Annotated in this window: 28 protein-coding genes; 15 read left to right on the top strand and 13 right to left on the bottom strand. The window is 66.0% G+C overall.

Going from position 1 to position 24,779, the window contains the following annotated elements; translation table 11 throughout:
* The 5 genes from PS060_RS03495 to PS060_RS03475 all read left to right on the top strand — a co-directional run bounded on the left by PS060_RS03495 (window position 1) and on the right by PS060_RS03475 (window position 4,381).
* Window positions 1–2,349, top strand: a complete 2,349-nt coding sequence (locus PS060_RS03495) for a putative bifunctional diguanylate cyclase/phosphodiesterase (RefSeq protein ID WP_273985491.1) — start codon at window positions 1–3, stop codon at window positions 2,347–2,349.
* Window positions 2,350–2,482: 133 nt separating this feature from the next.
* Entirely contained in the window at window positions 2,483–2,812 is a 330-nt protein-coding gene (locus PS060_RS03490) for an I78 family peptidase inhibitor (RefSeq protein WP_273985490.1), read from the top strand.
* Window positions 2,809–3,198 (top strand): RidA family protein, encoded by a 390-nt coding sequence (locus PS060_RS03485; protein WP_273985489.1) that lies wholly within the window; start codon window positions 2,809–2,811, stop codon window positions 3,196–3,198. Before PS060_RS03490 ends, PS060_RS03485 begins: the two co-directional genes overlap by 4 nt.
* Window positions 3,198–3,791, top strand: a complete 594-nt coding sequence (locus PS060_RS03480; protein ID WP_273985488.1) for a DUF1214 domain-containing protein — start codon at window positions 3,198–3,200, stop codon at window positions 3,789–3,791. The genes PS060_RS03485 and PS060_RS03480 overlap by 1 nt, the downstream gene beginning before the upstream one ends.
* A complete protein-coding gene (locus tag PS060_RS03475; RefSeq protein ID WP_273985487.1) occupies window positions 3,788–4,381 on the top strand; it encodes a DUF1254 domain-containing protein in 594 nt (197 codons plus the stop codon). The genes PS060_RS03480 and PS060_RS03475 overlap by 4 nt, the downstream gene beginning before the upstream one ends.
* Here the strand turns inward: PS060_RS03475 and PS060_RS03470 are convergent.
* Window positions 4,375–4,752, bottom strand: a complete 378-nt coding sequence (locus PS060_RS03470; protein ID WP_273985484.1) for a hypothetical protein — start codon at window positions 4,750–4,752, stop codon at window positions 4,375–4,377. The genes PS060_RS03475 and PS060_RS03470 overlap by 7 nt on opposite strands.
* A gap of 126 nt (window positions 4,753–4,878) precedes the next feature.
* On the opposite strand from PS060_RS03470, the gene PS060_RS03465 reads away from it, so the two are divergent.
* From PS060_RS03465 to mmsB, 5 genes are all read left to right on the top strand, one after another.
* Window positions 4,879–6,024, top strand: coding sequence for an acyl-CoA dehydrogenase family protein (locus tag PS060_RS03465; protein WP_273985482.1), 1,146 nt, complete (start codon window positions 4,879–4,881; stop codon window positions 6,022–6,024).
* Window positions 6,025–6,420, top strand: coding sequence for a VOC family protein (locus PS060_RS03460; protein WP_273985481.1), 396 nt, complete (start codon window positions 6,025–6,027; stop codon window positions 6,418–6,420). It abuts the gene before it with no gap.
* Window positions 6,417–7,475 (top strand): enoyl-CoA hydratase/isomerase family protein, encoded by a 1,059-nt coding sequence (locus tag PS060_RS03455; RefSeq protein ID WP_273985479.1) that lies wholly within the window; start codon window positions 6,417–6,419, stop codon window positions 7,473–7,475. The genes PS060_RS03460 and PS060_RS03455 overlap by 4 nt, the downstream gene beginning before the upstream one ends.
* A gap of 126 nt (window positions 7,476–7,601) precedes the next feature.
* Window positions 7,602–8,396 (top strand): enoyl-CoA hydratase-related protein, encoded by a 795-nt coding sequence (locus PS060_RS03450; protein WP_273985478.1) that lies wholly within the window; start codon window positions 7,602–7,604, stop codon window positions 8,394–8,396.
* A gap of 123 nt (window positions 8,397–8,519) precedes the next feature.
* Window positions 8,520–9,386, top strand: coding sequence for a 3-hydroxyisobutyrate dehydrogenase (mmsB, locus tag PS060_RS03445; RefSeq protein WP_273985477.1), 867 nt, complete (start codon window positions 8,520–8,522; stop codon window positions 9,384–9,386).
* Here mmsB and PS060_RS03440 read toward each other — a convergent pair.
* The 11 genes from PS060_RS03440 to PS060_RS03390 form a co-directional block, all read right to left on the bottom strand.
* The gene (locus PS060_RS03440; RefSeq protein WP_273985476.1) at window positions 9,383–10,117 is read right to left on the bottom strand and encodes a hypothetical protein; all 735 of its coding nucleotides are present in this window, start codon (window positions 10,115–10,117) and stop codon (window positions 9,383–9,385) included. The genes mmsB and PS060_RS03440 overlap by 4 nt on opposite strands.
* Window positions 10,114–11,424, bottom strand: coding sequence for an O-antigen ligase family protein (locus tag PS060_RS03435; protein WP_273985475.1), 1,311 nt, complete (start codon window positions 11,422–11,424; stop codon window positions 10,114–10,116). The genes PS060_RS03440 and PS060_RS03435 overlap by 4 nt, the downstream gene beginning before the upstream one ends.
* 145 nt (window positions 11,425–11,569) lie before the next feature.
* Window positions 11,570–11,851 carry a hypothetical protein gene (locus PS060_RS03430; protein ID WP_273985474.1) on the bottom strand — a complete coding sequence of 94 codons (282 nt, stop codon included), beginning with the start codon at window positions 11,849–11,851 and terminating at the stop codon, window positions 11,570–11,572.
* 174 nt (window positions 11,852–12,025) lie between these two features.
* Window positions 12,026–12,469, bottom strand: coding sequence for a lasso peptide biosynthesis B2 protein (locus tag PS060_RS03425; RefSeq protein ID WP_273985472.1), 444 nt, complete (start codon window positions 12,467–12,469; stop codon window positions 12,026–12,028).
* 12 nt (window positions 12,470–12,481) lie between these two features.
* Window positions 12,482–12,760 (bottom strand): PqqD family protein, encoded by a 279-nt coding sequence (locus PS060_RS03420; protein ID WP_273985471.1) that lies wholly within the window; start codon window positions 12,758–12,760, stop codon window positions 12,482–12,484.
* 68 nt (window positions 12,761–12,828) lie between these two features.
* Complete coding sequence (locus tag PS060_RS03415; protein WP_273985470.1) at window positions 12,829–13,992, bottom strand: 50S ribosomal protein L11 methyltransferase; 1,164 nt, start codon at window positions 13,990–13,992, stop codon at window positions 12,829–12,831.
* Entirely contained in the window at window positions 13,989–14,780 is a 792-nt protein-coding gene (locus tag PS060_RS03410) for a hypothetical protein (protein WP_273985469.1), read from the bottom strand. Before PS060_RS03410 ends, PS060_RS03415 begins: the two co-directional genes overlap by 4 nt.
* A gap of 220 nt (window positions 14,781–15,000) precedes the next feature.
* Window positions 15,001–15,150 (bottom strand): lasso RiPP family leader peptide-containing protein, encoded by a 150-nt coding sequence (locus tag PS060_RS03405; protein ID WP_273985466.1) that lies wholly within the window; start codon window positions 15,148–15,150, stop codon window positions 15,001–15,003.
* 32 nt (window positions 15,151–15,182) lie between these two features.
* Window positions 15,183–17,057 carry an asparagine synthase-related protein gene (locus tag PS060_RS03400; protein ID WP_273985465.1) on the bottom strand — a complete coding sequence of 625 codons (1,875 nt, stop codon included), beginning with the start codon at window positions 17,055–17,057 and terminating at the stop codon, window positions 15,183–15,185.
* On the bottom strand, window positions 17,054–18,724 hold the full coding sequence (locus PS060_RS03395; RefSeq protein ID WP_273985464.1) for an ABC transporter ATP-binding protein: 1,671 nt from the start codon (window positions 18,722–18,724) through the stop codon (window positions 17,054–17,056). The genes PS060_RS03400 and PS060_RS03395 overlap by 4 nt, the downstream gene beginning before the upstream one ends.
* Window position 18,725: 1 nt before the next feature.
* On the bottom strand, window positions 18,726–19,880 hold the full coding sequence (locus PS060_RS03390; RefSeq protein WP_273985463.1) for a nucleotidyltransferase family protein: 1,155 nt from the start codon (window positions 19,878–19,880) through the stop codon (window positions 18,726–18,728).
* Between the two features lie 226 nt (window positions 19,881–20,106).
* On the opposite strand from PS060_RS03390, the gene rfbA reads away from it, so the two are divergent.
* Genes rfbA through rfbB form a run of 4 tightly spaced genes read left to right on the top strand, consistent with a single transcriptional unit; the run spans window position 20,107 to window position 23,441 of the window.
* Window positions 20,107–21,003, top strand: coding sequence for a glucose-1-phosphate thymidylyltransferase RfbA (gene rfbA, locus PS060_RS03385; RefSeq protein WP_273985461.1), 897 nt, complete (start codon window positions 20,107–20,109; stop codon window positions 21,001–21,003).
* A complete protein-coding gene (gene rfbC, locus PS060_RS03380) occupies window positions 21,000–21,545 on the top strand; it encodes a dTDP-4-dehydrorhamnose 3,5-epimerase (RefSeq protein ID WP_273985460.1) in 546 nt (181 codons plus the stop codon). Before rfbA ends, rfbC begins: the two co-directional genes overlap by 4 nt.
* Window positions 21,542–22,399, top strand: coding sequence for a dTDP-4-dehydrorhamnose reductase (rfbD, locus tag PS060_RS03375; protein WP_273985459.1), 858 nt, complete (start codon window positions 21,542–21,544; stop codon window positions 22,397–22,399). The genes rfbC and rfbD overlap by 4 nt, the downstream gene beginning before the upstream one ends.
* Window positions 22,392–23,441: a dTDP-glucose 4,6-dehydratase gene (gene rfbB / locus PS060_RS03370; protein WP_273985457.1), complete on the top strand. Its 1,050-nt coding sequence runs from the start codon at window positions 22,392–22,394 to the stop codon at window positions 23,439–23,441. Before rfbD ends, rfbB begins: the two co-directional genes overlap by 8 nt.
* A 3-nt stretch (window positions 23,442–23,444) precedes the next feature.
* On the opposite strand, the gene PS060_RS03365 is transcribed toward rfbB, so the two are convergent.
* Window positions 23,445–24,170 carry an SGNH/GDSL hydrolase family protein gene (locus PS060_RS03365; RefSeq protein WP_273985455.1) on the bottom strand — a complete coding sequence of 242 codons (726 nt, stop codon included), beginning with the start codon at window positions 24,168–24,170 and terminating at the stop codon, window positions 23,445–23,447.
* A 112-nt stretch (window positions 24,171–24,282) separates the two neighbouring features.
* On the opposite strand from PS060_RS03365, the gene PS060_RS03360 reads away from it, so the two are divergent.
* Window positions 24,283–24,777 (top strand): acyltransferase, encoded by a 495-nt coding sequence (locus PS060_RS03360; RefSeq protein ID WP_273985454.1) that lies wholly within the window; start codon window positions 24,283–24,285, stop codon window positions 24,775–24,777.
* The last annotated feature ends 2 nt before the right edge of the window (window positions 24,778–24,779 follow it).

The raw sequence follows: 24,779 nt of genomic DNA, 5'->3' as shown, positions 1-24,779 counted from the left end.
ATGACCTCCCGGCACACCTTTGCTCCGCTCGCCGCGGCGGCCCAGCGCGGCGATGCCTGGCATATCCGCCTGCTGATGGTCGCGGCGCTTGCGCTGGCGGTGACCACCGCGGCGCTGACCGGAGCGTTTCGCGGCACCGAAAGCCGGATCGAAGAAGCCTCTTTCAGCCTCCTCAGCCGCCCGGCCAGCGGGCAGGTTCATGTCGTCGAGATGGACGCAGCCTCGATGGCGGCGATCCAGCGCTGGCCTTGGCCGCGCGGCAATTACGCCGAAGTCGTCCGCGCGCTCGATGCCGCAGGCGTGCGCTCGATCAGCTTCGATGTCGACTTTTCCAGCGGCGCCGATCCTGAAGGCGACCGCGCCTTTGCCGACGCGATTGCCAATGCACGCGCGACGGTGATGCTGCCGACCTTCAGTCAGAGCACCGGCTTCGGCGAGGCGCGCCAGCTCGACACGCTGCCCATCCCGATCCTGCGTGATGCCGCGCATCTTGCCTCGGTTTCGGTCCGGCACGACCCGGATGGCTATGTCCGGCGGATGCCGTTCGGCACGATCACCGGCGATACCGCGCGCCCCTCGCTCGCGGTGCTGGCGGCAGGCCGGGCGGGGATGGCGGATGCGACCTTCCCGGTCGATTTCGCGATCGATCCGGCGACGCTCCCGCGGCACAGCTTTATCGCCGTTGCGCGCGGCACGCAGCCGTTGGACGGCCTTGCCGGCAAGGACGTGATCATCGGTTCGACTGCTGTCGAGCTGGGGGATCGCTATCTCGTGCCGCGCAATGGCGTCATTCCCGGCGTCATCATTCAGGCGCTGGCGGCCGAGACCCTGCTGAGCGGTGTGCCGACCTATGGCGTGTGGCCGCTGCCGTTGCTGCTGGCGGCGGTGCTGGCCTATGGCGTGCTGGGCGCAAGGCAGCGCCATGCGGCGCTGGTGCGCGCGGGCGGCGCGCTGCTGGTGCTGCTGGCGGCCTGGCTCGGCGCGCGCGTGCTGTTTCATATGTGGTTCGCCCTGGTGCCGGCCATGCTGCTGGTCAGCGCGGCGGGTGCGATCCGCTATGTCACGCTGACCCAGCGCCTTGCCGCGCTTGGCCGGCAGATCGATCCCGAAAGCGGCCTGCCCAACCGCATTGCGCTCTACGCGCGGGCAGGGGCCGAGGGCGAGCGCTTCCTCGTCGCTGCGCAGATCGACGATTTCGACGCGCTCAAGCTGGCGGTTGCCGCGGACGACTTCGGCACCCTGCTGCGCCGTATTGCCGAGCGTCTGCAGGTCGCAGGGGGCGGCAACACGGTCTACCGGATCGAAGATCGCACCCTGCTGTGGGTGTCTGCGCTGCCGATCGACGAGCTGGAAGCGCAGCTTGCCGGGATCCGGGCGCTGATGCGCAGCCCATTCGAGATTGCCGGGCGCAGGCTGGGCGTATCGCTGACATTCGGCGCTGCCGAGGTCAAAGGCGCGGGGGCGGTGGTCAATGCTGTCCACGCCGCCAGCCAGGCGCGGCGCGCGGGCAAGTTCTGGCGGCTCCACACGATTGGCGAAGGCGAAACCGCCAGCCAGCAGTTCTCGCTGCTGGGCGAGCTGGAAGAGGCGCTGCGCAGCGGCAATATCATGGTGCTCTATCAGCCCAAGCTCAACCTGGCGACCCGCCAGATCGATGCGGTCGAGGCGCTGGTGCGCTGGAACCATCCCGAGCGCGGTCTGTTGCCGCCCGATTGCTTCATTCCGGTGATCGAGGAGGCGGGGCGGATCGACGATCTGACCATCGCGGTGCTGTCCCGCGCGCTGGAGGATATGCGCGGCTGGTGTGATCGCGGGCTGACGATCGGGGTTGCGGTCAATATCTCGGCCGCGCTGCTCACCTCCGAAAACTTCGCCAACCGCGCGCTGGCGGCGGTGGTGCGCGCAGGTGCTCCGGCGCAGCGGATCACCTTCGAAGTCACCGAAACCGCGCAGTTCGAGGACACCGATGTGGCCATCGCCACGCTCGAACGCTTCCGCGCGGCTGGTATCCGCATTTCGATGGACGACTACGGCACAGGTCAGTCAGCGCTCAACTATCTCAAGCTGCTGCCCCTGTCTGAGCTGAAGATCGACCGGATGTTCGTGGCCCAGGCCCATGTCGACAAGGGCGATGCGCTGCTGGTGGGATCGACCGTGCAGCTGGCGCACGAGCTGGGCCTCAAGGTCGTGGCCGAAGGGATCGAGGAGGCCGCGTGCCTCGCTTTCCTCGAAACGATCGGTTGCGATTATGCGCAGGGCTATTTCGTCGGACGGCCCTTGCAGGCGGATGATCTGGCGGCGCTGGCGGCTGGCGAGGCAAGCACGCCCCGCCCCGCAGCGGCGGCCTGAGAGCGCTTCTCGACCAGCATCCCAGCCGGCCCGTCGAAGCGCTCCGTCACCCCTTCATTTGCGTCATACGGGCTGATAGGTGTTGCCTGATCCTCCGGCAGAGGCCGGATCGCGACAGGGAGGCTCCAAGGATATGAGGCAAGCGTTCAAGAGTGTGGCGATGGCCGGGACGATGGCTTTGGGCCTTGCCGGCTGCGTGGTCAGCATCAACGACGATGCGCCGGACCGCGCCGACGCGGTGCCCCCGCCGCCGGTGCCGATGACCTGCAATGCGGCCAAGGCACAAGATTACGTCGGGCAGAACGCCACCCAGTCCAAGGGCGAGGCGATCCTCAGGGCGAGCGGCGCAAGGTCGTTGCGCTGGGGGCCGCCGAATGGGGCGTGGACAATGGACTACCGCGAAGACCGGGTGAATGTGCGCTATGACGCGGCAATGACAATCACCGAGATCACCTGCGGATGAGCATGAGACAGCGGGCGACTTCGGGCTCGCCGTTCGAGGCGACCTTCGGGTTCTGCCGCGCGGTGCGAACCGGCAATCGGATCGTCGTCGCGGGAACCGGGCCGGTTGAGCCCGACGGGTCGACCACCCCCGGCGGCGCGGCGGAACAGGCCGAGCGGTGCCTGACGATCATCGTTGCCGCGATCGCGGAACTGGGCGGCAGTGCGGCTGATGTGATGCGCACCCGGATGCTGCTGACCGACCCGGCCGATCAGGATGCGGTCGGCGCGGTTCATGCCCGCTTCTTTGGCGGAGCGCCTCCGGCTGCGACCATGGCGGGAGTGGCCTGGCTGTGCCGCCCGGAATGGCGGGTCGAGATCGAAGCCGAAGCGGTCATCGCTGACTGATGCGCCGGGCGTTGCACTATGCAGGGGCGATCATCGCCGGGGCGTTGTCCGGTCTGGGCAGTGCGCTGTGGGGCGCGGGGCTGTGGCCAGCCTCGAGCAATATGGCCTTCGGCAACGTCGATGCCGGCGGCTGGCGCAGCGATTTTGCGGTGGGGTCTGAGGCGGCCGATCCCTACACCCGGCTGCGCGTCGCCCGCCACGGCTTGCTGGCGCTGGCCAAGAGCGAGGCCGTGTACTTCACCCGCACCACCGATGATGCCGGAGCGCCCTTGCGCGAAGCCTGCACCTATCGCCTGAGCGGCGGGGCAATGCCTGCGCAGTGGTGGTCGGTGACCCTCTATGATGCCCGCAGTATGCTCCCGGCCAACACGGACAATGCCCTGAGCGTCAACGCTCAGAGCTTTGGCGAAGGCGCTTGGTCTGCGGTGATCGGGCCGAGGCGGCCGGCGGACGGCGCGGCGTGGATTTCAACCAGGGGTGCAGGAGACTTCGACCTGACCCTGCGGCTTTACGTCCCCGAAGCGGCACTGCTGCGCGATCCCGACAAGGTTCTCGCCCCGCCCCGCATCGAGCGACTGGCGTGCGGCGCATGAGGCGCTGGATCGCCCCCGCGCTGGCGCTGGTTCTCACCGCCGGGCTGACGCATGGCCTGACGCTCGCGCTTGGCCCCGGCGTCATCATGGACCGCGCAATGGCCGCGCTGGAAGCGCGCGGCGTATCGCTCCACGCCTTCACCACGCCGCAGCGGGTGACGCCGACGACGCAGCAGGTGGTGCGCTCCTCGCCCGATCTCTACTACGCGCTGTGCCGGTATGACCTGACCAAGCCCGCGGGCAGCGGCGCCGTAGCGCCGCGGGTCGAGATCACGATGGCCAAGTGGGACGCCTACCAGTCGCTCTCCTTCTTTGACGCGCGCACCAACAACTTCGCCACGATCCGGGGGGAGGGCAAGGCGATCCGCGTCAGCCTCAGGCGCGGTGTCGGTGAGAGCGGCCCAGTCGAGGCATTCCGCCCTGACGATGCCGGGCGCAATGGCCGTGATTTCGTGGTGAACAGCCCGACCGATACCGGCATCATCCTGATCCGCCGTCTCGCGCCGTCAGCCGAAGCCTTTGCCAAGGCGTTGGAAGCGGGCAAGGCCGACGACTGCCAGTTCGCGCTGGTGCCAACGATCGTCTACTGACGCTCCGCCAGCCGCGCCTCGACCAGCGCGATCAGTGCGGCGAGATCGGGCAGTGCGTCCAGTTCTGCCGCGCTTGCCAGCACGCGCGGGGGCGCATCGCCCTCGGCCAGCAGGATTGCGGGCAGGGCGATGGCGAGGCCGGGGAAGGCGGCGGCAAAATCATCCTTGTGGTGGAACACGCGGGCCAGCGGCAGCCCGTCCAGAAACCGCCGCCAGCCCCCGTGCATCGACACCCAGCCATAGGTCAGCGCGCATAGCGAGCAGGGGTAGGTTGCAGGCCGCACCACCTTCCACACCGCGTCCTTCACCGCGTTCAGCCAGCCGCTGTCGGCATTGTAGACGAGGATCAGGCGGGCAGCGTGGGTGGTCATGGTGTCAGCTTCGTATCCACATGGCCGGAAGGTTGCAGCAATTGCCTCGCGCCTAGCAAAAAACCACCCGTGAACGCGGCCCGCCAGCCTTTTCCAAGCCCCCAAACCCGGTTAGAGCACCTGCCCATGACTGGCCAATTCCAACTCACCGACGATCAACTGGCGATCCAGGAGGTCGCGCAGCGCTTCACCGCAGACCGCATCACGCCCTTCGCGGCCGAGTGGGACGAGAAGCACATCTTCCCCCGCGATGTCATCAAGGAGAGCGCCCAGCTCGGCTTCGGGGCGATCTATGTCTCGGAAGAATCGGGCGGGATCGGCCTCGGACGGCTGGAGGCGGCGCTGATCATGGAGGCGATGGCCTATGGCTGCCCTTCGACCTCCGCCTTCATCTCGATCCACAACATGGCCGCGTGGATGATCGACCAGTTCGGCGGCGCGGACGTCAAGGCGAAGTATCTCCCCGACCTCGTCACGATGGAGAAGATCGCGAGCTACGCCCTGACCGAACCCGGCAGCGGATCGGATGCGGCGGCGCTCAAGACCAGCGCGCGGCTCGATGGCGATCATTACGTCCTCAATGGCACCAAGCAGTTCATCTCGGGCGGCGGGGTGAATGATGTCTACGTCACGATGGTGCGCACCAGCGACCACAAGTCGAAGGGCATCACCTGCCTCGTGATCGACAAGGACACCCCCGGCGTCAGCTTCGGCGCGCCGGAGAAGAAGCTCGGCTGGAACGCCTCGCCCACCGCGCAGGTGATCTTCGAGGATGCGCGCGTGCCGGTCGCCAACCGCGTCGGGGACGAGGGCGAGGGCTTCCGTTTCGCGATGATGGGCCTCGACGGCGGTCGCCTGAATATCGGCGCTTGCTCGCTCGGCGGGGCGCAGCGGTGCCTCGACGAGGCGATTGCCTATACCAAGGATCGCAAGCAGTTCGACCAGCCGGTGGCCGATTTCCAGAACACCCAGTTCATGCTCGCCGACATGGCGACCGATCTGGAAGCCGCGCGCGCGCTGCTTTACCTCGCCGCGGCCAAGGTGACCGACAACGCGCCCGACAAGTCGCGCTTTTCCGCGATGGCCAAGCGGCTGGCGACCGACAGCGGATCCAAGATCGTCAACGACGCGCTGCAATTGTTCGGCGGCTATGGCTATCTCAGGGACTACCCCATCGAACGCTTTTGGCGCGACCTGCGCGTGCACTCGATCCTTGAGGGCACCAATCAGGTGATGCGCATGATCGTGGGCAGGGATCTGCTGCGGCAGTAAATGGGCACTCGGCTGGCCCTCACGACATTGCTGGTGCCCGGTTACGACGCGGGCATCGCCTTTTGCGTGGGCGGGCTCGGGCTCGATCTGATCGAGGACAGCGACATGGGCGGCGGCAAGCGCTGGGTGGTGGTCGGCGGCAAGGATGGCGGGCGCTTGCTGCTTGCCAAGGCCGCCACTGACGCGCAGAGCGCTGCCATCGGCAACCAGACCGGGGGGCGCGTGGGCTTTTTTGCTCACACCGATGATTTCACAGGCACCCATGCACGGCTCGTCGAAGCAGGGGCGAAATTTGAAGAACAGCCGCGCCATGAAAGCTACGGCACGGTGGCAGTGTTCAGCGATCCTTTCGGCAATCGCTGGGACCTGATCGAACCGAAAGAAACGGGGCAATGACTGACGACGTTCTGATCCGCACCAATGGCCCGGTCGGCCATATCAGCCTCAACCGCCCGAAGGCGCTTCATGCGCTGACGCTGCCGATGTGCCACGCGATCAGCGCGGCCTTGAGCGAATGGGCGGCTGATGATGCCATCAAGGCGGTGATCATCGACCATGCCGAGGGCCGCGGCTTCTGCGCCGGGGGCGACATCGCCTTCCTGCGCGATTCGGCACTGAACGATGGCGGCGTGTCGGGACGGAAGTTCTTCCACGACGAATATCAATTGAACCACCAGATGTTCACCTACGCCAAGCCGATCGTCGCCTTCATGGACGGCATCACGATGGGCGGCGGCGTCGGCATTTCGCAGCCCGCCAAGTTCCGGGTGGCGACCGAAAACACCCGCTTTGCCATGCCCGAGACCGGGATCGGCCTGTTCCCCGATGTCGGCGGCGGCTGGTATCTTGCGCGCCTCGGCCAGCGCTTGGGCCAGTTCCTCGCCTTGACCGGGGCGCGGCTCGACGGGTCGGAGTGCCTGTGGACGGGTCTGGCGACGCATTACGCCCCGCACGAGATGCTCGAGGATTTGAAGGCCCGAATCCACGATCACCCCGACCGCATCGCGGGGGTGCTGAGCGAGCCGGTCGGCACTCCGCCCAAGGCGCGGATCGAGGCCAATGCCGCGACCATCGCCAAGCACTTCGCCTCCGACCGCTACGAGGACATCCTCGCCAGCCTCGAAGCCGCCGCCGAAGCGGGCGACAACTGGGCCGCGACCGAGCGCAACACCTTGGGCACCAAAAGCCCGCAGACCTGCAAGGTCGCGCTGCGCCAGCTCGCCGAGAGCGCCAAGCTCAGCGATTTTGCCGACAATATGCGGATGGAATACCGCATCGCCAGCCGCGTCCTCACCCGCCCCGACTTTGCCGAGGGCGTGCGCGCGGTGATCGTCGACAAGACCGGCGATCCCAAGTGGAACCCCGCCACCCCCGAGGAGGTCACAGACGACCTGCTCGACGCGATCTTCGCGCCTCTGCCGCAAGGCGAGGAGTGGACGCCGCTGGCCTAGCAAATTGCGGGTTGCCCGCTTCGTCATTGCGAGCGAAGCGAAGCAATCCATGGACCATCGCCATGGACTGCCGCCCCGGTCTGGTAAGGGCCTGCGGATCCTCGCGATGACGAACGGGGAAGAGAAATGACCTACGAAACCATCACCGCCGAAACCGATGCCCGCGGCACCAAGGGCGTCACGCTGCTGACGATCAACCGCCCGCAGGCGCTGAACGCCCTCAATTCCAAGGTGCTCGAAGAGCTGATCCACGCCTTCGCCGCCTATCAGGCCGACAGCACCCAGCTCTGCGCGATCCTCACCGGCAGCGGCGACAAGGCCTTCGCCGCCGGGGCCGACATCAAGGAAATGAGCGAGAAGGCGGCGACCGACTTCTACCTCGACGATTTCTTCAGCCCCTGGACCAGCGAGATCGTCAAGAAGACCCGCAAGCCCTGGATCGCCGCGGTCAACGGCTTTGCGCTGGGCGGCGGGTGCGAGCTTGCCATGATGGCGGATTTCATCATCGCCTCCGACAAGGCCAAGTTCGGCCAGCCGGAAATCAAGCTTGGCGTGGCGCCGGGCATGGGTGGCAGCCAGCGGCTGACCCGCGCGATCGGCAAGTCGAAGTCGATGGAAATGTGCCTCACCGGCCGGATGATGAACGCCGAGGAAGCCGAGCGCAGCAATCTGGTCGCGCGCGTCGTGCCGCATGAGGAGCTGATCGCAGAGAGCCTCAAGACCGCCGCAACCATCGCCGCCATGCCGCCGATGGCGACCATCGCCAACAAGGAGATGGTGAATTCGGCCTTCGAAATGACGCTCGATCAGGGCCTGATCGTCGAGCGCCGGATCTTCCAGATCCTCACCGCCAGCGAGGACAAGGCGGAAGGGATGGCCGCCTTCATCGAAAAGCGCGAAGGGCAGTGGAAGGGGCGGTAAGCAAGTCCCCCTCCCGCTTGCGGGAGGGGTTAGGGGTGGGAATGCACCTCGCGCCTTTGCATTAATCTCGCGGGAAGCGGGCCCACCCCCGGCCCCTCCCGCAAGCGGGAGGGGAGAGACAGCATGAAAGTAGCCTTTATCGGCCTCGGCAACATGGGCGGCGGGATGGCCGCGAACCTTGTGAAGGCTGGCCACGACGTCCGCGCCTTCGACCTCAGCGACGCCGCGCTTGCCGCCGCGCGCGAGGCGGGGTGCGCGACCTTCGCCACTGCGAAGGAGGCCTGTCAGGGCGTCGAAGCGGTCGTCTCGATGCTGCCGAACGGGCAGATCGTCAAAGCGGTCTATTGGGACAATGTGATCGGCCATGCCCCCGAAGGCGCGATTCTGCTCGACTGCTCCACCATCGACGTCGCCACCGCGCGCGAGGTGATCGAAGTGACCGAAGCGCACGGCTACCAGATGGTCGATGCCCCTGTCAGCGGCGGGATCGCGGCGGCGGCGGGCGGCACGCTGACCTTCATGGTCGGCGGCTCTGACGAAGCCTTCGCCCGCGCCCAGCCGATCCTTGCTGCGATGGGCAAGGCGGTGATCCACGCAGGCGGACCCGGAACGGGTCAGGCGGCCAAGATCTGCAACAATATGCTGCTGGCGATCCACATGATCGGCACCTGCGAAGCCTTTGCCATGGCCGAAAAGCTCGGGCTCGACGCGCAGACCTTCTACGACATCTCCAGCGTCTCATCCGGCCAGTGCTGGTCGATGACGTCCTATTGCCCGGTGCCCGGCGTCGGCCCGGTGACGCCCGCGGACAATGGCTATCAGGGCGGGTTTGCCGCCGGGCTGATGCTCAAGGATTTGAAGCTGGCGATGGAAGCGGCTGCGGGCGCGGGGGCCAAGGTCGAGCTGGGCGAGCACGCCCGCGCGATCTATGAAGCCTTCGCCGCCGAGAACGCCGCGACCGACTTCTCCGGCATCATCCGCACGCTCTAGCGCGGCAATCTGGGGCAGCGCCGTTCGGCGGCGGTGCGCAAACTGGCGGCGGCCGCGGGATCGCGCCGCTTGAGCACGCGCACCGACTGACCAAGCGCGGCGCAATCAAAGGCTGCGCCGCGCGCAAGGCTGTCGGCCGTGATCGCACTGAATGCCGCTGGCGGCATCACCCGCGGACCGCGCCCCAGAAAGGCCGCGTGCCACCGTTCACCGCCGACCACGATCGCCACCATCGTGGACTGCCCGAGGCCGCCGGGCTTGGCCAGCACTGCCGTGCCGAGCTCGCTCAGCAACGGCTCTGGTGTGCCATCGCGCAGGAAGAGAGCCGCATAGCGGCGTGCCGCCTCAGCCTCGTCGCCAGCCGCAAGTGCAATCCGGAGCATGGCTTCCTGCGCAAGCGGCTCTCGCCAGCCACGCTGGGCAGCGATCTGAATGGTCTTGGCGGCGTCCTCGGCCTTGCCAGCCTTGGCTTGGCTCACGGAGAGCAGGACGAGGTTCCGCGCCGGAATCGGGCGGCGCTGCACCAGCCGCTCGGCTTCGGCAAGCGCGCGCGCGCTGTCGGTTCCGGCTAGCGCGGCGCGGGTTATCGCGACCTGCGATTCGTTGCGCAGCGGCGAGGGCACGATAGGCACAACGCCCGGTGCCCGCGCTGCCATCAGATCAAGTTGCAGCACTGCGGTCAGCAGCGCGATGGCGGCGAGGCCCGCAAACCAGACAAGACGCCCGATCATCGCCGCGCCCTCGCTTCGTGCATCGCGATCCTGGTCAGCAGCAACAGCGCGAAGCCTGCAAAGGCGAGGATCGTCTGATTGCGCAAGGGGTAGTCCGTGATCGACTGCAAGGCGATCGCCAGCAGGAACGTGCCGGCGGCCCAGGCGGGCCAGCGCATCGTGCTCCCCCGGACCCGCGACGCCAGCCAGCCGATCAGCACCGCCCACAGCGCCGCTAGCGCGAGGCCCGGCGCGCCCGCTTCGATCGCGAGTTCGATATAGTCGTTATGCACCCGCCCCGGACGGCGGCTGGTGAGGTTTTCGAGCGATTCGTCGACCTGATAGATCTCGTCGTAGGTGCCCATCCCTGATCCTGCCGGCCAATAGCGTCCGGCGCTGTAGGTGGCGTCGTCCCAGACAAAGCGGCGGGCGTCGTCCTTCGCTTCGAAGCGTTCGAGCGCGTCGCCGACACGGCCAGGGGCGGTCACCACCAGCGCGCCGGCTCCGGCCACCACCAGCGCCAGTGCGCCAAGGCCGATTGCCAGTCCGCGCCCGGATGATCGGCCTTCGCTGCGCGCTGGCACCATCACGCCAAGCGCACGGATCAAGCCGAGCGTCACCGGCAGCAGGGCGAGCACGATCGACGTGCGCGACAGGGTCAGCACCACACCGAGCAGCAGCAGGGCACAAACCCCCAGCCGTGCAGGAAGCACCGCGGGATGTTGCCGCGGCGCTGGCAGCAGGGCAGCCAGGCCGAGCGTGGAGGTCAGGAACAGGCCCGTCGAGTTGCGATTGGCAAAGGTGCCGAGCAGGAACGACCCCGGCGAGCGCGCGCCATACAGCGTCGTGCTTTCGGTCGCCGTCATCAACTGCACCGCACCGAGCAGCACCGTGGCGATGCCGCAGCCGACCACCAGCCAACCCAGATCGAGCAGCCGGTCGCGCGGCAGCGACCAGCCTGCAAGCAGCACGGCAAGCGGGGTCACAAGGGCGGTCAGTGCGAGCAGGGTGCGAAGCGGGTTGACGCTGTATGTGGACCAGCCGCCCGCTGCGCCTGCCAGTTCGCGGGCGCTCGCGACCAGATCGCGGCTCGGCAGGGCGCGCCACAGCGAATCGGGGAGGGGCAGGATCTGGAGGATGGGCAACGCCAGCGAGGCGACAATCAGCGCCCGCAGGGCGCGTGGCGATTCGCGCCAGAACGAGGCAAAGCTGGCCTGCCGGGCCGCCAGCACCCCGAGGGCGACGACCTGAACCGCGAGGTTTCCGAGCGCGGCGCCAATGCCGCCGCCGCCACACAGGAAGGCGGCCAGCAGGATGGCCGCGAGCAACCAGAAGCCACTTCGGTCTGCTGCGGGTCTATCCAAGTCCAGTCTCGCAGAGTTGTCGGGTATCGCGCTTCGGCTCTGCCCGGGACTCAAAGAAAAACGCCCGGCACCAAGGCACCGGGCGTTCTATTCGTTAGCGGCTTGAGACTTAGTTGCAGGCGCCCGGCGAGATGCAGTCGTCATCGTCGCTGTTGATGACGCCAGCCGCTTCGAGCGCAGCATAGGTCGCGAGCGCGGCAGCGCCGGCACCGAGGAAGTACACGATGGCGCCCGGGCCTTCTTCGGCCTGACCTTCGCCAGCAGCGGCGCGGCCGAGACCCGGAAGCGCCTTCGAGGTGCTGTAGACGGCACCGCTGTCACCCGCGCGGGTGTTGGCTTCAGCCACGAACGGCGCGGCAACGAGGCCAAGCGCGGCGGTGGCGGTCAACATGCGAGACACGGTCTTCATCATCTTCAAACCCTCTTGAAATCTCAATCCGTGGTAATCCTTAGTGCACTGCAGCAAGCTTTGCAACCTTGCTCTAGCCGAAAACGGTAAACGCGGCGTGACTGGGCAACAACTCGTCGCAAGACAGCGATCCTTCGCGCAGCCGTGAATGGGCGATCAGCGCAGGTCGTGGGGGAATTGGTCGGGATCGAGCAGGGGCTGGAGATCGGCAACATCGCCGCCCAGCACGACCCTGCCTTCCTGCCGCAGCCACGCATGGGCGTTGAGCGATCCATCGGCCCGCTTGGCCGCCCCCACGGCGATCTCGCTTGCGATGCCGCCCCACGCGAGCCAGCGCTGACCGGCGAGCGCCTGCACAAGGCAATCGGAACGCCACGGCACCCGTGCCGCCATGCGATTGATGAAGAACGCCACGTCATCGCATTGGCGAATCACATGATTTGTTGGGGTGTGGGTGCCGATTCGCGCAGCGATCCGCTGGTTGCGGGCGATCACGGCCCGCGGTGTGATTCGTGCAAGTTCAATCCGCGCCAAGCCCAAAAGGACGGTCGCGGTCAGCGCGCCCGCCAGCAGGCTGGGAAGGGCATGACGGCTGGGCACGCGCTGTGGGCCTCACGCCTGGAGGATCAGATCGCCCTCTGCCAGCTCGCCGAGGAACTGCCGCAAGTCCTGTTCTGCCGTCGCGCGGTCGATGTCGTAGCGTTCGAGAATCGTATCGCAGGCGTCTGCGGGTGATTGGCCCCCGGCGAGCGCTTCCCACAGGATCTTGCCCACCGGATCCAGGCCGAAATAGGTGCCATTGCCAAGGTGCAGCACAACCATCTCGTCGCCCACAGTGTTGGCGATGGCCTGGTCACTGATTCGCCATTGGGCCTGCAGGATGTCGGTCACTCGAATACTCCATTTTCCGGCGACCTGTCGTCCGCGCAGGCCGGGCCGATCATGCGGGATAGTCCCCGTCAGTCCTCTGCATAGCGGCCGAGCAGCGAAACCACGCTGTCGAGCGCCGCTCGGTATGTCGGAAGTTGCTCCGGGTAGCGTTCCATCAGAGCCTTCGCAATCCCGTCCTGATCGGTGCCGCCATCGACCATGGCGAGGCAATCGGCATCGATCTGCATCCGCACCGAGGGTTGCGGGACGGCCAGATTGGAGCCGGCCGCAGCGGCCTGCTTGGAAATCACGCGGCTTGCAAAGGTCGATTGCTGGAAAGGATTGCGGGCCGCGCCGGTTTGTCCGTCGATCACCTTGCCGTCCCATGACCACAGGTAATTCCGGTCGACCAGATTGCCGCGGAACCGCGCCATGACCCGGTCGCCTGCCTTCAGTCGCGGCGGATCGGCAAAGGGCAGCAGCATCTGGCCATAGACCAGTTCCGGCTGGCCGGGCGCGTTGGAATAACCCAGCCCCTCGGCGATTTCGGCATCGAACCATACCAGCAGTCCGTGCGCGACTCCGTCCTTTTCGGCCACAAGCTCGACGGTCGAATCGACATTGGGTTCCACCACGGTGCGATAGTCGATCACCGCGAGATCGCGGGGCGCGCTCAGCAGGGAGCGCGGCTTGAGATAGGCCTTGAGTTCGGTGTTGGCGGCAAAGGACTGGCCCGCGGACAGATCGAGCCCATAGGCGTTCGCGCGCCACGGATAGTGGCAGGTGCGGTAGAGTTTGGGCGACCGCACCAGAGCCATCCTCAACGTGTCGCGCATCGGCAGCAGGGTGCCCCCCGGCGCCAGAAGCCGCTCGCGCGCATCCCTGATCGTCGCAATGTGATGCTCGTAGAGATTGACCGTGCCGCGGCAGTCGGAGACGATCACGTCGGCCTTGTGCTCGGGAGTGTAGCGGGTGGAAACGTCGCGGATGACGGTGATCCGGTCAGCGCAGCCATTGGCCTGGGCCATCGGCATCAGCAATTGGATGCTGGGATCGGGTTCGATCGCGATCACCTTGCCCGCCCCGAACTTGCAAGCCAGCAGCGCGAACACGCCAAACCCCGCGCCGAGATCGATCACGGTGCAGCCCGGCGTAATCGCCCGCCGCAGCGCCTCGACATAGACGCCCATGCGCGGCTCGCAATCGATCATCTCGCCATAAGAGGCGACATCGTAACCGGACACGCGGATCATTGTGAACATTTCTCCTGATGGCTGACAGGCATGGCTGGGACGGGCGCGTTCAGCGCATCGGCAATGGCCGCATGGACCCTTGCGAGGACAGAAAAGTCATGCGGGTAAGACAGCGTGAAGGCCGGAACCGCCAGCGCGAGCTGCGACAATTGCGCAAGGCGGCGCGCGGCACACTGCGGATCACGCGGATCGAGTGTAAAACTCTGCTCGACCAGCTTGATGCAGGCCAAGGTGCTTTGCAGGGGCTGCACCTCCACGCCTCTGGCCGGCGCCCCGTCAGCCGTGGTGCCGGACAAGAAAAAGATCGCCGCCAGCGGCAGCGGCGGCTCTGTCACCGGCGGCCGGGTGGCAAGCCGGACGTGCTGCTTGTCCGAATAATCGGCCATGGGCGCTGTCGTTGCTCCGGCGCCAATGAGTCGCTCGATCGATTCGGGATAGAGCCGCAGACTGGGATAGACAGCTTGCGCCAGATAGTGCTCAGGCGTCCGGGTTACGGTCACTGCATCATCGCCCAGCAGCACCTGCCCGGCCTGATGCAGGCTGGTTGCCAGTGTCGACTTGCCTGCGCCGGTTTCGCCCAGAAACAGAGCGATCCGATCATCGAAGCGGACGGCGCTGGCGTGCAGCACGAGTGCGCCCAGTTCCGCCAGCAGGCGCGGAGCGATATGATCGTTGAGAATGTGCTCGATCACGCAGTCTGCGGTGTCGGGGGCAATGTCGAATGCGGTGATCTTGCGATCCGCAAAGCCGATTCGGAACCGGCCGACATCGTGAAAATGCAGGGTCACGGAGCCATCCCCGCGCTCGACCGTGGGCGGCGGGGTCTCATCATCGTCGGAGAGTTCGGGGAGGCCATCGGGGATTCTGAGGCCAGCGGGAATCGCTGAACCGAAGTTTTCGATGCGCCAAATGGAAAGGGGGCCCGAATGGAACGGGCCCCGCTTCAAAATCTGTTCCAGCATATCAGACGAATCGATGTAGGAAAAACCTTCGACCGCCTTTCAGAGATTAGGCGCGACGCATCAGCGCCGTCATCATCATCCCTTCAACGAGCGAGCCCGTGCCGCCAGCAGTAAGGTTGGCGAACTCGCCATAGATCGAAAGCTTCGGCTTCGAGTACTGGGCCTTCGCCTGCGGGGTCGCGGTTGCCTTCGCCATATCGTAAACTCCGTAATGTCACCCAATCCCGGTTAACGGGACATCCACCAGTAGAGATAGCCCAAGGTCATTCTTGTTGCAACCGCTAACTCGTCGTTCCGGCTGCTCTGAGCAACGACTAGCCGCTTTTCGTCAACAAAAGGTGCCACTCGTTTTGGCCATTCAGCACCGGCGTGCGCCAGCCAATGGGCGTTCATCGCATCGTCAAAGCGCCAGCCGACGTGCTCTTTGCCGGTGCGCCAGCGCACGCTGTCCGGCAGTCGTCCGGCCATGGCACGGCGCAGGATGATCTTTGGCCAGCCGTCCCATTCGACCTGATCTGGCGGTAACGAGAGGCAGAAATCCAGCACGCGTCGGTCGAGGAAGGGATCGCGAGGCTCGATCGCCAGCGTGGCTGCGACCCTGTCGTAACGCTCACGCGCGACCACGGCATAGGGATGCGTAACCAGCGCTCGCCGGTCAATGCAGCGCCCATCAAGCCGCAGTGCGACATGACGTTGATGCGCGGTCCGGCGCGCGGGCATATCAATTCGTGCAGCGAGTGCTGGAGCGACCATGCTGGCGGAATCCTGCTCGCGCTGCCTGGCCCGCGATGTCATGTTGCGGCGCAGCATACGCAGCCATTTCGGCACAATGACGTGCCGTGCACCGGCAATGAAGGACTGCATTGCGGGATACTCCGGCCCCCAGAACCGGCGCAGCCCTGCCGCTTCGCGCCAAGCGCCGGCAATATCCCCGCGCCTCAGCCGCCAGGCTACCATATCATCGGCCATCAGCGTCGTATCGCCGCAGGCTCCGTCCAGCACGACCGAACACCCGGCCTTGTGCGCGGCCAGATAGACCGCGCGCAGCATCACCATATGGCCGTCGAAGGGTTCTCCTGTGCCCTGTGTCAGGCGCAGAAGATCGTCCGCGAAGTCGCCGAAGTCCTCGAATGCAATGTCGTGCGCGGCCAGATGGTTCATCGTCTGGGCCATGCGGATCGCTCGTGTTTCGGCACAATCCGCAGAGTCGCAAGTCGCTGAAAAGGTGGGCAGGGGCGGGGCACCTGCCTGTTCCAGCAGTCCGGCAGCCACTGCGGTGACCGAGCCTGAATCCATCCCGCCGGAAAGCATCGCCCCGAGCCTTCCGGCCGGCGCCCTGAGGCGCGCCCCCACCGCTTCGGTGAAGACCGCAAGGAAGGCTTCGGCATAGGCCTCGTCGCTGCCGAGGGTTAGGCGGGTCGGCGGCTGCTGTTCCCAATAGCGCCACATGCGCATCCTGCCGCCCGCCTCCACCGTCAGGGCGTGCGCCGGGGGCAGGCGGAGGATATCAAGGTAGAAGGTCGAGGTAAGGTCGTAGGCTTCGAGATCTTCGAGAAAGTCGGCAATCCGCGCTTCGTTGATCCGCTCCGGCACGTCACGAAGGGCCAGCAGCGCCTCGGCCTCGGTCGCAAAGGCGAAGAGCGAACCGGGCTGGTGGTGATAGAGCAGTTGGCGCATACCGAGTTGATCACGCGCGCACAGCAGGCGGCGGCGCGGCGCGTCCCAGATCGCGAAGGCGAAGTCGCCGAGCAGCCGTGCAAGGCTCTCCTCGCCCCAGCGCAGATAGGCGTGCAGCACCAGTTCGGCATCGCCGATCGGGCGCCCGCCATGGGCAAGGCCGAGCGCTTCCAGCAGATCCTCGCGATTGTCGATGCGGATGTCGCCGGTGATGAGGCACCCGCTCGGGGCATGGCGCAGCGGCAGCCGCTCGGCCGCCGCTTCCGGGGTGGTGGCGAGCAGCGTGTGGCCGAGCGCCAGCGGCCCATCGCAGACGACCGCGTTGCCTTCAGGCCCGCGGGTGTGGAGGTGGGCCATCATGCCCGTCAGCTGCTCTGCCGTCGCAGGAGCGCCGCCGAGATTGAGGACGCCGCAGATCCCGCTCATGCCGGCGGCGCTTCATCACTTGGATTGACCGTCACCAACCCATCAGCCGTGACCTTGATGACGCGGTCGGCAAGCGCGAGGCTGGCGGGGCGGTGGGTGATGATGATCACCGTGCGATCCGCCAGCAGCTCGGCGCAGGATTCGATGAACGCTGTCTCGCCGTCGAGGTCGAACATACTGGTCGCCTCGTCGAAGATGAAGATCGGCGGATCGCGGTAGAGTGCCCGCGCCAATGCCAGCCGCTGGCGCTGGCCGCCCGACAGGCGCACCCCGCCGTCGCCGATCTCGGTTGCAAGCCCCTTGGGCAAGCGGGCGATGAATTCCGAGGCCTGCGCCAGATGGGCGGCCCGCTCGATCGCGGCGGAATCGGGCGAAGAAACGCCGAAGGCGATGTTCTCGGCAACGCTGCCATAGACCAGCAGCGGGCGCTGCGGGACATAGCCGATCTGTCGCCGCAGATCCTGCACCTGCAGATCGGCAATATCGACCCCGTCGAGCGTGATACGCCCTGCATCCGGGCGGTAGAAGCGCAGGATGAGATTGACGAGCGTGGACTTGCCGACCCCGTTGTCGCCGGTCAGGGCGATGGTCTCTCCGGCCCGGATCTCCAGATCCGCGCTGCGCAGCACCGGGGGTCTGCCCGGATAGGAAAAGCTCACGCCTTCCAGCGCGATCGCACCCTTCGCCCGCGCGAGCCGCTGGGGGCGGGCATAGCCTGGCTCCGGCTCCATCGCGTACAGCGCTTCGAGCCGACCGAGCGTCCCCTTGGCGATCTGGAAACTGCTGTAGGTGTTGGCAAGGCTGCCGACGGGCCGGGTGAGCAGCGCAGCATAGAGCAGGAAGGCGAACAGCTCTCCCGGACTGCGCGTGCCCTCAGCCACAGCGGCGCTGCCCATGACGAGAATGGCAATCGCGGCCCCCGCTGCGGCCAGCACGATCAGCGGCGCGATGAAGGCGGTGATGCGGGTCTGGCGCAGCTTGAGCGTGCGCGCCCGCTCGATCGCCGCATCGAAGCGTTCGCGGTGCTCATCCTCGACCGCGAAGGCCTTGATCGCAGGCAGGACATCGATGTCGCTCTCCGCCATCCAGACAATATCGACCTCGGCGCGCCGCACCTGCCGCCCCAGCACCCGCAGGCGTCGGCCAGACCATTTCAGGGCGAGGAAAAAGGGCGGGATCAGGGCGGGGACGGCAAGCGTGAGCAGCGGATCGATCAGGAACAGGATGACGAAGGCGCCCGCTGCTGTCATCACCATCGCCGGGATCTGCGCGAGCGTGGCGGTCAGGAAGGTGCTGAGGTTTTCGACCTCGTAGCTCATCAGCCCGAGCAGGTCGCCGCTGCGGCTGCGGTCATGGAACGCCATCGGCATCGCCAGTAGCTTTTTATGCGTCTCTTTGCGCAGTTCTGCCAGGATTTGTCCGCCTGCCTGTTCGGACATGATGGCAACCGCAATGCTTGTCGCGGTCAGCCCCGCCAGAGCGAGGCCAAGCAGCAGCAAGGTCTGGCCAAGATCGACCGAGGTCTCGCCGATCACGCGCGCCGCCAGTTGCGCCGCGAGCCAGGGCAGCACCAGGGTCACGCCCGAGCTTGCCAGCGACAGGCCGCCAATCAGCGCCAACTGGCGCCGGAAGCGCCCGATCCACTGGCCGAGGAAAGCGCGGCGCACGTCAGCTCCTTCCGATCAGCAGCTTTCCGGCCCCTTCGCACCAGCGGCGCAGGTGCAGTGCCGGGCGCGGCCAGCCGGAGGCTTCGGGGAAACGGGCCTGCAAGAACTCATCGCTCGGCAGAGCGACATAGCGCAGCACCCGGCCCAGTTCGCCCAGACTGGTGCAAGCCGCCAGATCGGCCTTCAGCCGCCACAGGTGCGACGACGAACCGAGGTAAGCGGCAAGATCCGGGTTCGCCGGCGCCGCGGCCAAGGCCTGCGTTATCGATGGCGGCACAAGCGTTCCGAGCGCGCGTTCTGCAAAAGCCAGACTGTCGCTGACGAGTTTTGTCGTCCCCGTGCGCGTCGCCCGGTCGGTTAGCGTCTGCCATTCATCAGGCCCGAACGACCTTGCGAGAAGGTGGGTGTCTATTGCCCAGACAAGGCGGTTGGATTCAAAGATCCGGTCACTATCGCTGAAATAGCCAAACTGGCCGTGGGCGCTGCGATTGATGGCGGTGAGAATAAGATTGTCGACCGGGCTGACGCCGCGTGCGCGGGGCGACAGCTTCTCCAGCGGCACGGTGCTGTCGAACCGCAATTCGGCCTCGAGCAACCGCGAGACGGCCGCGCTGGCATTGATCCGCCAATGGATATCGACCGCCGGTTCAAGGCCGATGGCGCTGTCGGCCTGCCAGCTTTCCTGCAGCGCCTTGGTGTCGCCCGCCTCCCAGAAGCCGCAGGCGCGCAGCACGCGGCGCACCTTGCCGCGATCGGCCTGCGGCAAGAAGATGTCGGTATCGCCGCGGCGCCGAACGGCGGGATCGGCATAGGCCGAATAGGCCAGTGCCGTGCCCTTGGTCACCACGGCGGTGATGCCCGCATCGGCCAGGGCTTCGAGCAGGCGGGCGATGGCCGCGCGGTGCCCCGCCTCCCAAAAGGTCTGGAGCCCGGCCTGTTCGCGCAGTTTGCGGGCGAGCTCTTCGGGCCAGCTGTCGAGCGCTCCGGGTGCCTGCGCGATCAGCAGCGCGATGCCATGAAAACCGATCCGCGCTGCCGCGGCCCGACTATCGCCGCTCAGGTCTGCGGGCCAGGGCGGCACGACCTCACCGCGCAGGATCGCGGAAGTGCAGCGGGCAAGATAGGCGTCAAGCGCAAGGCTGTTCATGACGACCATTTCAGGCGCATTGTCTTCCCGGCCTTTACCCGTGATCTTGTGGCACCCCCATGGCAGGGCTCTTGCCGCAACCTGCGACACCCGCCCGCGATAAGCCAATTTCAAACTACTGCAACCCGCGAAGGCACTTTGCGATTGACCCGCAACACCCATGCTGCAATGCAGCGCGCGGTCGCATTGTCGTCCACCGGGCGCAATTCAACCAAGAGGCAGTCGGGCAATCACAATGGCATCTGACACGACCAGACGGGGCATCATTCTCGCAGGTGGCTCCGGCACCCGGCTTTATCCTTTGACGCGCGGCGTCTCCAAGCAATTGATGCCGATCTACGACAAGCCGATGATCTATTATCCGCTAAGCACGCTGATGCTTGCCGGTATCCGCGAGATTCTTATCATCACGACGCCTGAGGACTCAGGACAGTTCCAGCGCGTTCTTGGCGACGGGTCGGACTTCGGTGTTTCGCTGACCTATGCCGTCCAGCCCAAGCCCGAAGGTCTCGCGCAGGCGTTCCACATCGGCGCGGACTTCGTGCGCGGCCGCCCCAGCGCGCTGATCCTTGGCGACAACATCTTCTACGGCCACGGACTGCCTCCGCTGCTCCGGAGCGCGGCGTCCCGCCCGAGCGGAGCGACAGTCTTCGCCTACCGGGTGAGCGACCCGCAGGCCTTCGGGGTGGTCGAATTCGACGCGAATGGCACGGCTGTCTCGATCGAGGAAAAGCCCAAGGTTCCCAAATCGAACTATGCGGTGACCGGCCTCTATTTCTACGACGAAACCGTCGCTGACCGGGCGCGGGATCTCAAACCGTCGGCGCGCGGCGAGCTTGAGATTACCGACCTCAACCGGCTCTACCTCGATGAAGGCGCGATGTCGGTCGAGATCATGGGGCGCGGCTTTGCCTGGCTTGATACCGGCACCCACGCCTCGCTGCTCGATGCGGCGACCTATGTGCGCATCACCGAAGAGCGGCAGGGTCTCAAGATCTGCTGTCCGGAAGAAATTGCGTGGCGGCAGGGCTTCATCACCTCCGACCGCCTGCGCGAAATCGCCGAGCCGCTGCGCAAGTCGGGCTATGGCGAATATCTGCTCAACATTGTGGAGCAACCGGTTCTGCCATGAACATTGTCGAGACGGCCATTCCCGGCGTGCTGATCATCGAACCGCGCGTGTTCGGCGATGCGCGCGGCTTTTTCATGGAAACGTGGAATGCGGCTGCCTTTGCTGCTGCGGGGCTCGATCTGACCTTTGTGCAGGACAACCATAGCCGCTCGCAGAAGGGTGTGCTGCGCGGCTTGCATTTCCAGAACCCCGGCCCGCAGGGCAAGCTGGTGCGCGTGACCAATGGCGCGGTGTTCGACGTCGCGGTCGATCTGCGCGCCGCCTCGCCGACCTTCGGCAAGTGGGTCGGTGTTGAATTGAGCGCGGCCAACAAGCGGATGTTCTGGGTGCCTGAGGGCTTTGCCCATGGCTTCCTGACGCTCGAAGACGATACGGATTTTCTCTACAAATGCACCGCGCCCTACGCGCCGCAGAGCGAGTTCACGCTGGCATGGGACGATCCGTCCGTCGGGATCGAATGGCCGGTTGCCGGGCTCGATCCGCTGATCTCGGACAAGGACGCGCGCGGCCTTGCGCTGGCTGACGTGCCGGTGTTCGCATGAGAGTGCTGATCACCGGGGCGAACGGCCAGCTCGGCGGAGCGTTGCAGCGCACCGCGCCTGACTGGGCCGACATCAACGCCATCGATGTCGAGGATGTCGACCTCACCGACAGCGCGATGCTGACCGCGCGGCTTGTGGTCGAGGCGCCTGACGTGATCATCAACGCCGCCGCTTACACCGCGGTCGACAAGGCCGAAAGCGACGAGGACACGGCGCGCGCGATCAATTCTGCGGCGGTCGCCACGATGGTCGAGGCGATGGCGGCCAGCGGCGGGCGGGTGGTGCACGTATCGACCGACTATGTCTTCGATGGCGCCTCCGCGCAGCCCTATACGCCCTTGGCCGAGCGCAACCCCCAGTCGGCCTATGGCCGCACCAAGGCCGAAGGCGAGGATCATCTGCGTGCCTGTGACCTGCTGGTGCGCACAGCATGGGTCTATGAAGCGGGCGGGGCAAACTTCGTGCGCACCATGATTCGGCTGATGAACGAACGCGAAGAGCTGGGCGTGGTCGCCGATCAGGTGGGCTCGCCGACCTGGGCCACGGGCCTTGCGCGCACGATCTGGGCGCTGGTGGAGAAAGGCGCGACCGGCACCTTCCATCACAGCGATGACGGCGCGACCAGCTGGCACGAATTCGCGGTTGCCATCGCCGAGGAAGCCTACGCCCTCGGGCTTGTCAAACGCATCCCGCGGATCAAGGCGATCACCACCGCCGATTATCCCACACCGGCGCGCCGCCCGGCCTACTCGCTGCTCGATTGCAGCACGACCCGCGACCTGCTGGGCGATCAGCCGGTTCCCTGGCGCACCAACCTGCGCCTGATGCTCGAAGAGGAAGCGAAGCTTGGCTAATCTGCTTGTCACCGGAGGGGCCGGCTTCATCGGCGGCAACTTCGTCCACTACTGGAACGCGAAGCATCCCGAGGACCGGGTGATCGTGCTCGACGCGCTGACCTATGCCGGCAATCGCTCGACGCTGGAGGGCAGCAAGGCCGACCTGATCGAAGGCGACATCCGCGACACCGCGCTGGTCGAGAGCCTGCTGCGCGATCACGCGATCGACACGCTGGTGCACTTCGCTGCCGAAAGCCATGTCGACCGCTCGATCAGCGGGCCGGATGCCTTCATCGACACCAACATTCTCGGCACCAACAGCCTCTTGAAGGCCGCGCGTGCCGTGTGGCTGGCGGGCAGCGGGGTGCCGCACCGGTTTCACCACATCTCGACCGACGAAGTGTTCGGATCGCTTGGCCCCAATGATCCGGCCTTCAGCGAAACCACGCCCTACGCGCCCAACTCGCCCTATTCGGCGTCCAAAGCCGCGTCCGACCATCTGGTGCGCGCCTATCACCACACCTTCGGGCTGGAGGTGACGACCAGCAATTGCTCGAACAATTACGGGCCTTATCAGTACCCCGAAAAGCTGATCCCGCTGTTTCTGCTGAACGCGCTGCACGGCCGTCCTCTGCCGATCTATGGCGATGGGATGAACGTGCGCGACTGGCTCCATGTCGAAGACCATTGCCGCGGGATCGAGGCCTGCCTCGTCAACGGCAAGCCGGGCGAGACCTATAATATCGGTGGCGGGGCCGAACTGCCCAACATGACCGTGATCGACACCATCTGCGCCGAGGTCGACCGCGCCTTCGCCGAGATCGAAGGTCTTGCCGCGCGCTATCCCGATGCGCCCGCAGCCAAGGGCGTGGCGAGCGCCAGCCTCAAGACCTTCGTGACCGACCGCGCAGGCCATGACCGCCGCTACGCGATCGACGAGACCAAGGCGCGGGCTGCGCTCGGTTATGCCCCGGCGCACGCTTTCGAGGACGGACTGCGGCAAACTCTGCGCTGGTATCTGGATACGGAAAACTGGTGGCGTCCGTTGCTGGCGCGGTGAGGTTCAGCGATGTTGAGGACACAGCCGCTGCGCCAGCCATTCGCCGAGGCATTTGTGCCCAGCCGCATTCATGTGCAGCGCATCATGCGTCAGGACGGGCTGCGCTGCGGAGCAGGCAGCGAAAGCCTCGGCGGGATCGAGCACCGCAACGCCAAGGCTGGTGCCAAGCTCGCGCACAGCGATGCGATATGGTGCCAGCCGCCGCGTGATCGCCGCGCTTCCGCCTGGTGGCGGCGCCAGCAGCGCGACCGGGTGACCCTTGGCACGCCAGCCTTCGATCATCTGCGTCATCACCGCCTTGAAGTGACTGGTCGGAACGGGTGTCTTGCTCCGCAGCCATCCGCGCGGCGCTGCATCATTGGTGCCGAAGGCGAGAATGACGAGGCCAACCTCTGGCAAATCGCGGCCCTGCCAGCGACGGGCGCCGTCTGCCGCGGTGGCTCCGCCGATGCCATAGCGCTCGACCTCAACCTGTCCCGCAAGCGTCTTGGCGAGCACAGCGCCGAAGGGCGCGCCTGCCCCCCCCATTCTGCTCCCTGCGACATGACTGTCACCGATGATCGCAACCCGGGCCGATTGCCGGGGGCAGCCGGGCGCGATGTCCGTGCCTGCGATTGCCTCCACGGGCGTGCTGCGTGTTCCGGATATACGCCAGTGGGGGATCTCGGGCGCGAGTGCCACTATCACGCCCAGCAGCACGATCACGGCGCCGATTGCAGTGATTTTCATGGCCGTTATGCGAATGATCGTGGCCTCCCGGTGCCTGCAGGTACCGGTTGCGCCAGCCACAAAACTGGGTCAAGCGCCAATGGGGCCGCGATGCCGACCGAGGAAGATTGACATGAGCCTGGCACGCCTATCGTTCCTTCGCAAACTGCTGACTGGCGCGCGTCTGCGGTTCTTCCGCGGGGTGATGAAGATGGACATTCACCCCACGGTCGAAATGTCGCTCAGCGCCAAGCCGGACATGACCTTTCCCAAGGGCGTCCACATCGGCGAATACACCTATGTGGCGTTCAACGCGCGTATCCTCACCCATGACCGCACGCGCGGGATGTATATGCATACCCACGTCGGTCGGAACTGCTTTATCGGTGGTGAGAGCCTCATCCTTCCCGGCCTCACGATTGGCGACAACTGCGTGATCGGGGCTGGCAGCGTGGTGACGAAGGACGTGCCGCCGCGTTCGATCGTTGCGGGAAATCCGGCAAAGGTGATCCGCAGCGATATCGATGTCGGGCACTATGGCCGGTTTATCGATGCCGATGAGACCGAGCGGCGCATAAGGGAGACCGACCCCTCAGCCGCAGACCTGCCCAACCGAATGGCGCGTTAGAC

It is taken from the genome of Erythrobacter sp. BLCC-B19 (assembly GCF_028621955.1).
In the GTDB taxonomy this organism is placed as follows: Bacteria; Pseudomonadota; Alphaproteobacteria; order Sphingomonadales; family Sphingomonadaceae; genus Erythrobacter.
The sequence above is the reverse complement of the archived record's forward strand: the minus strand, read 5'-3'. Positions and strand labels throughout refer to the sequence as shown.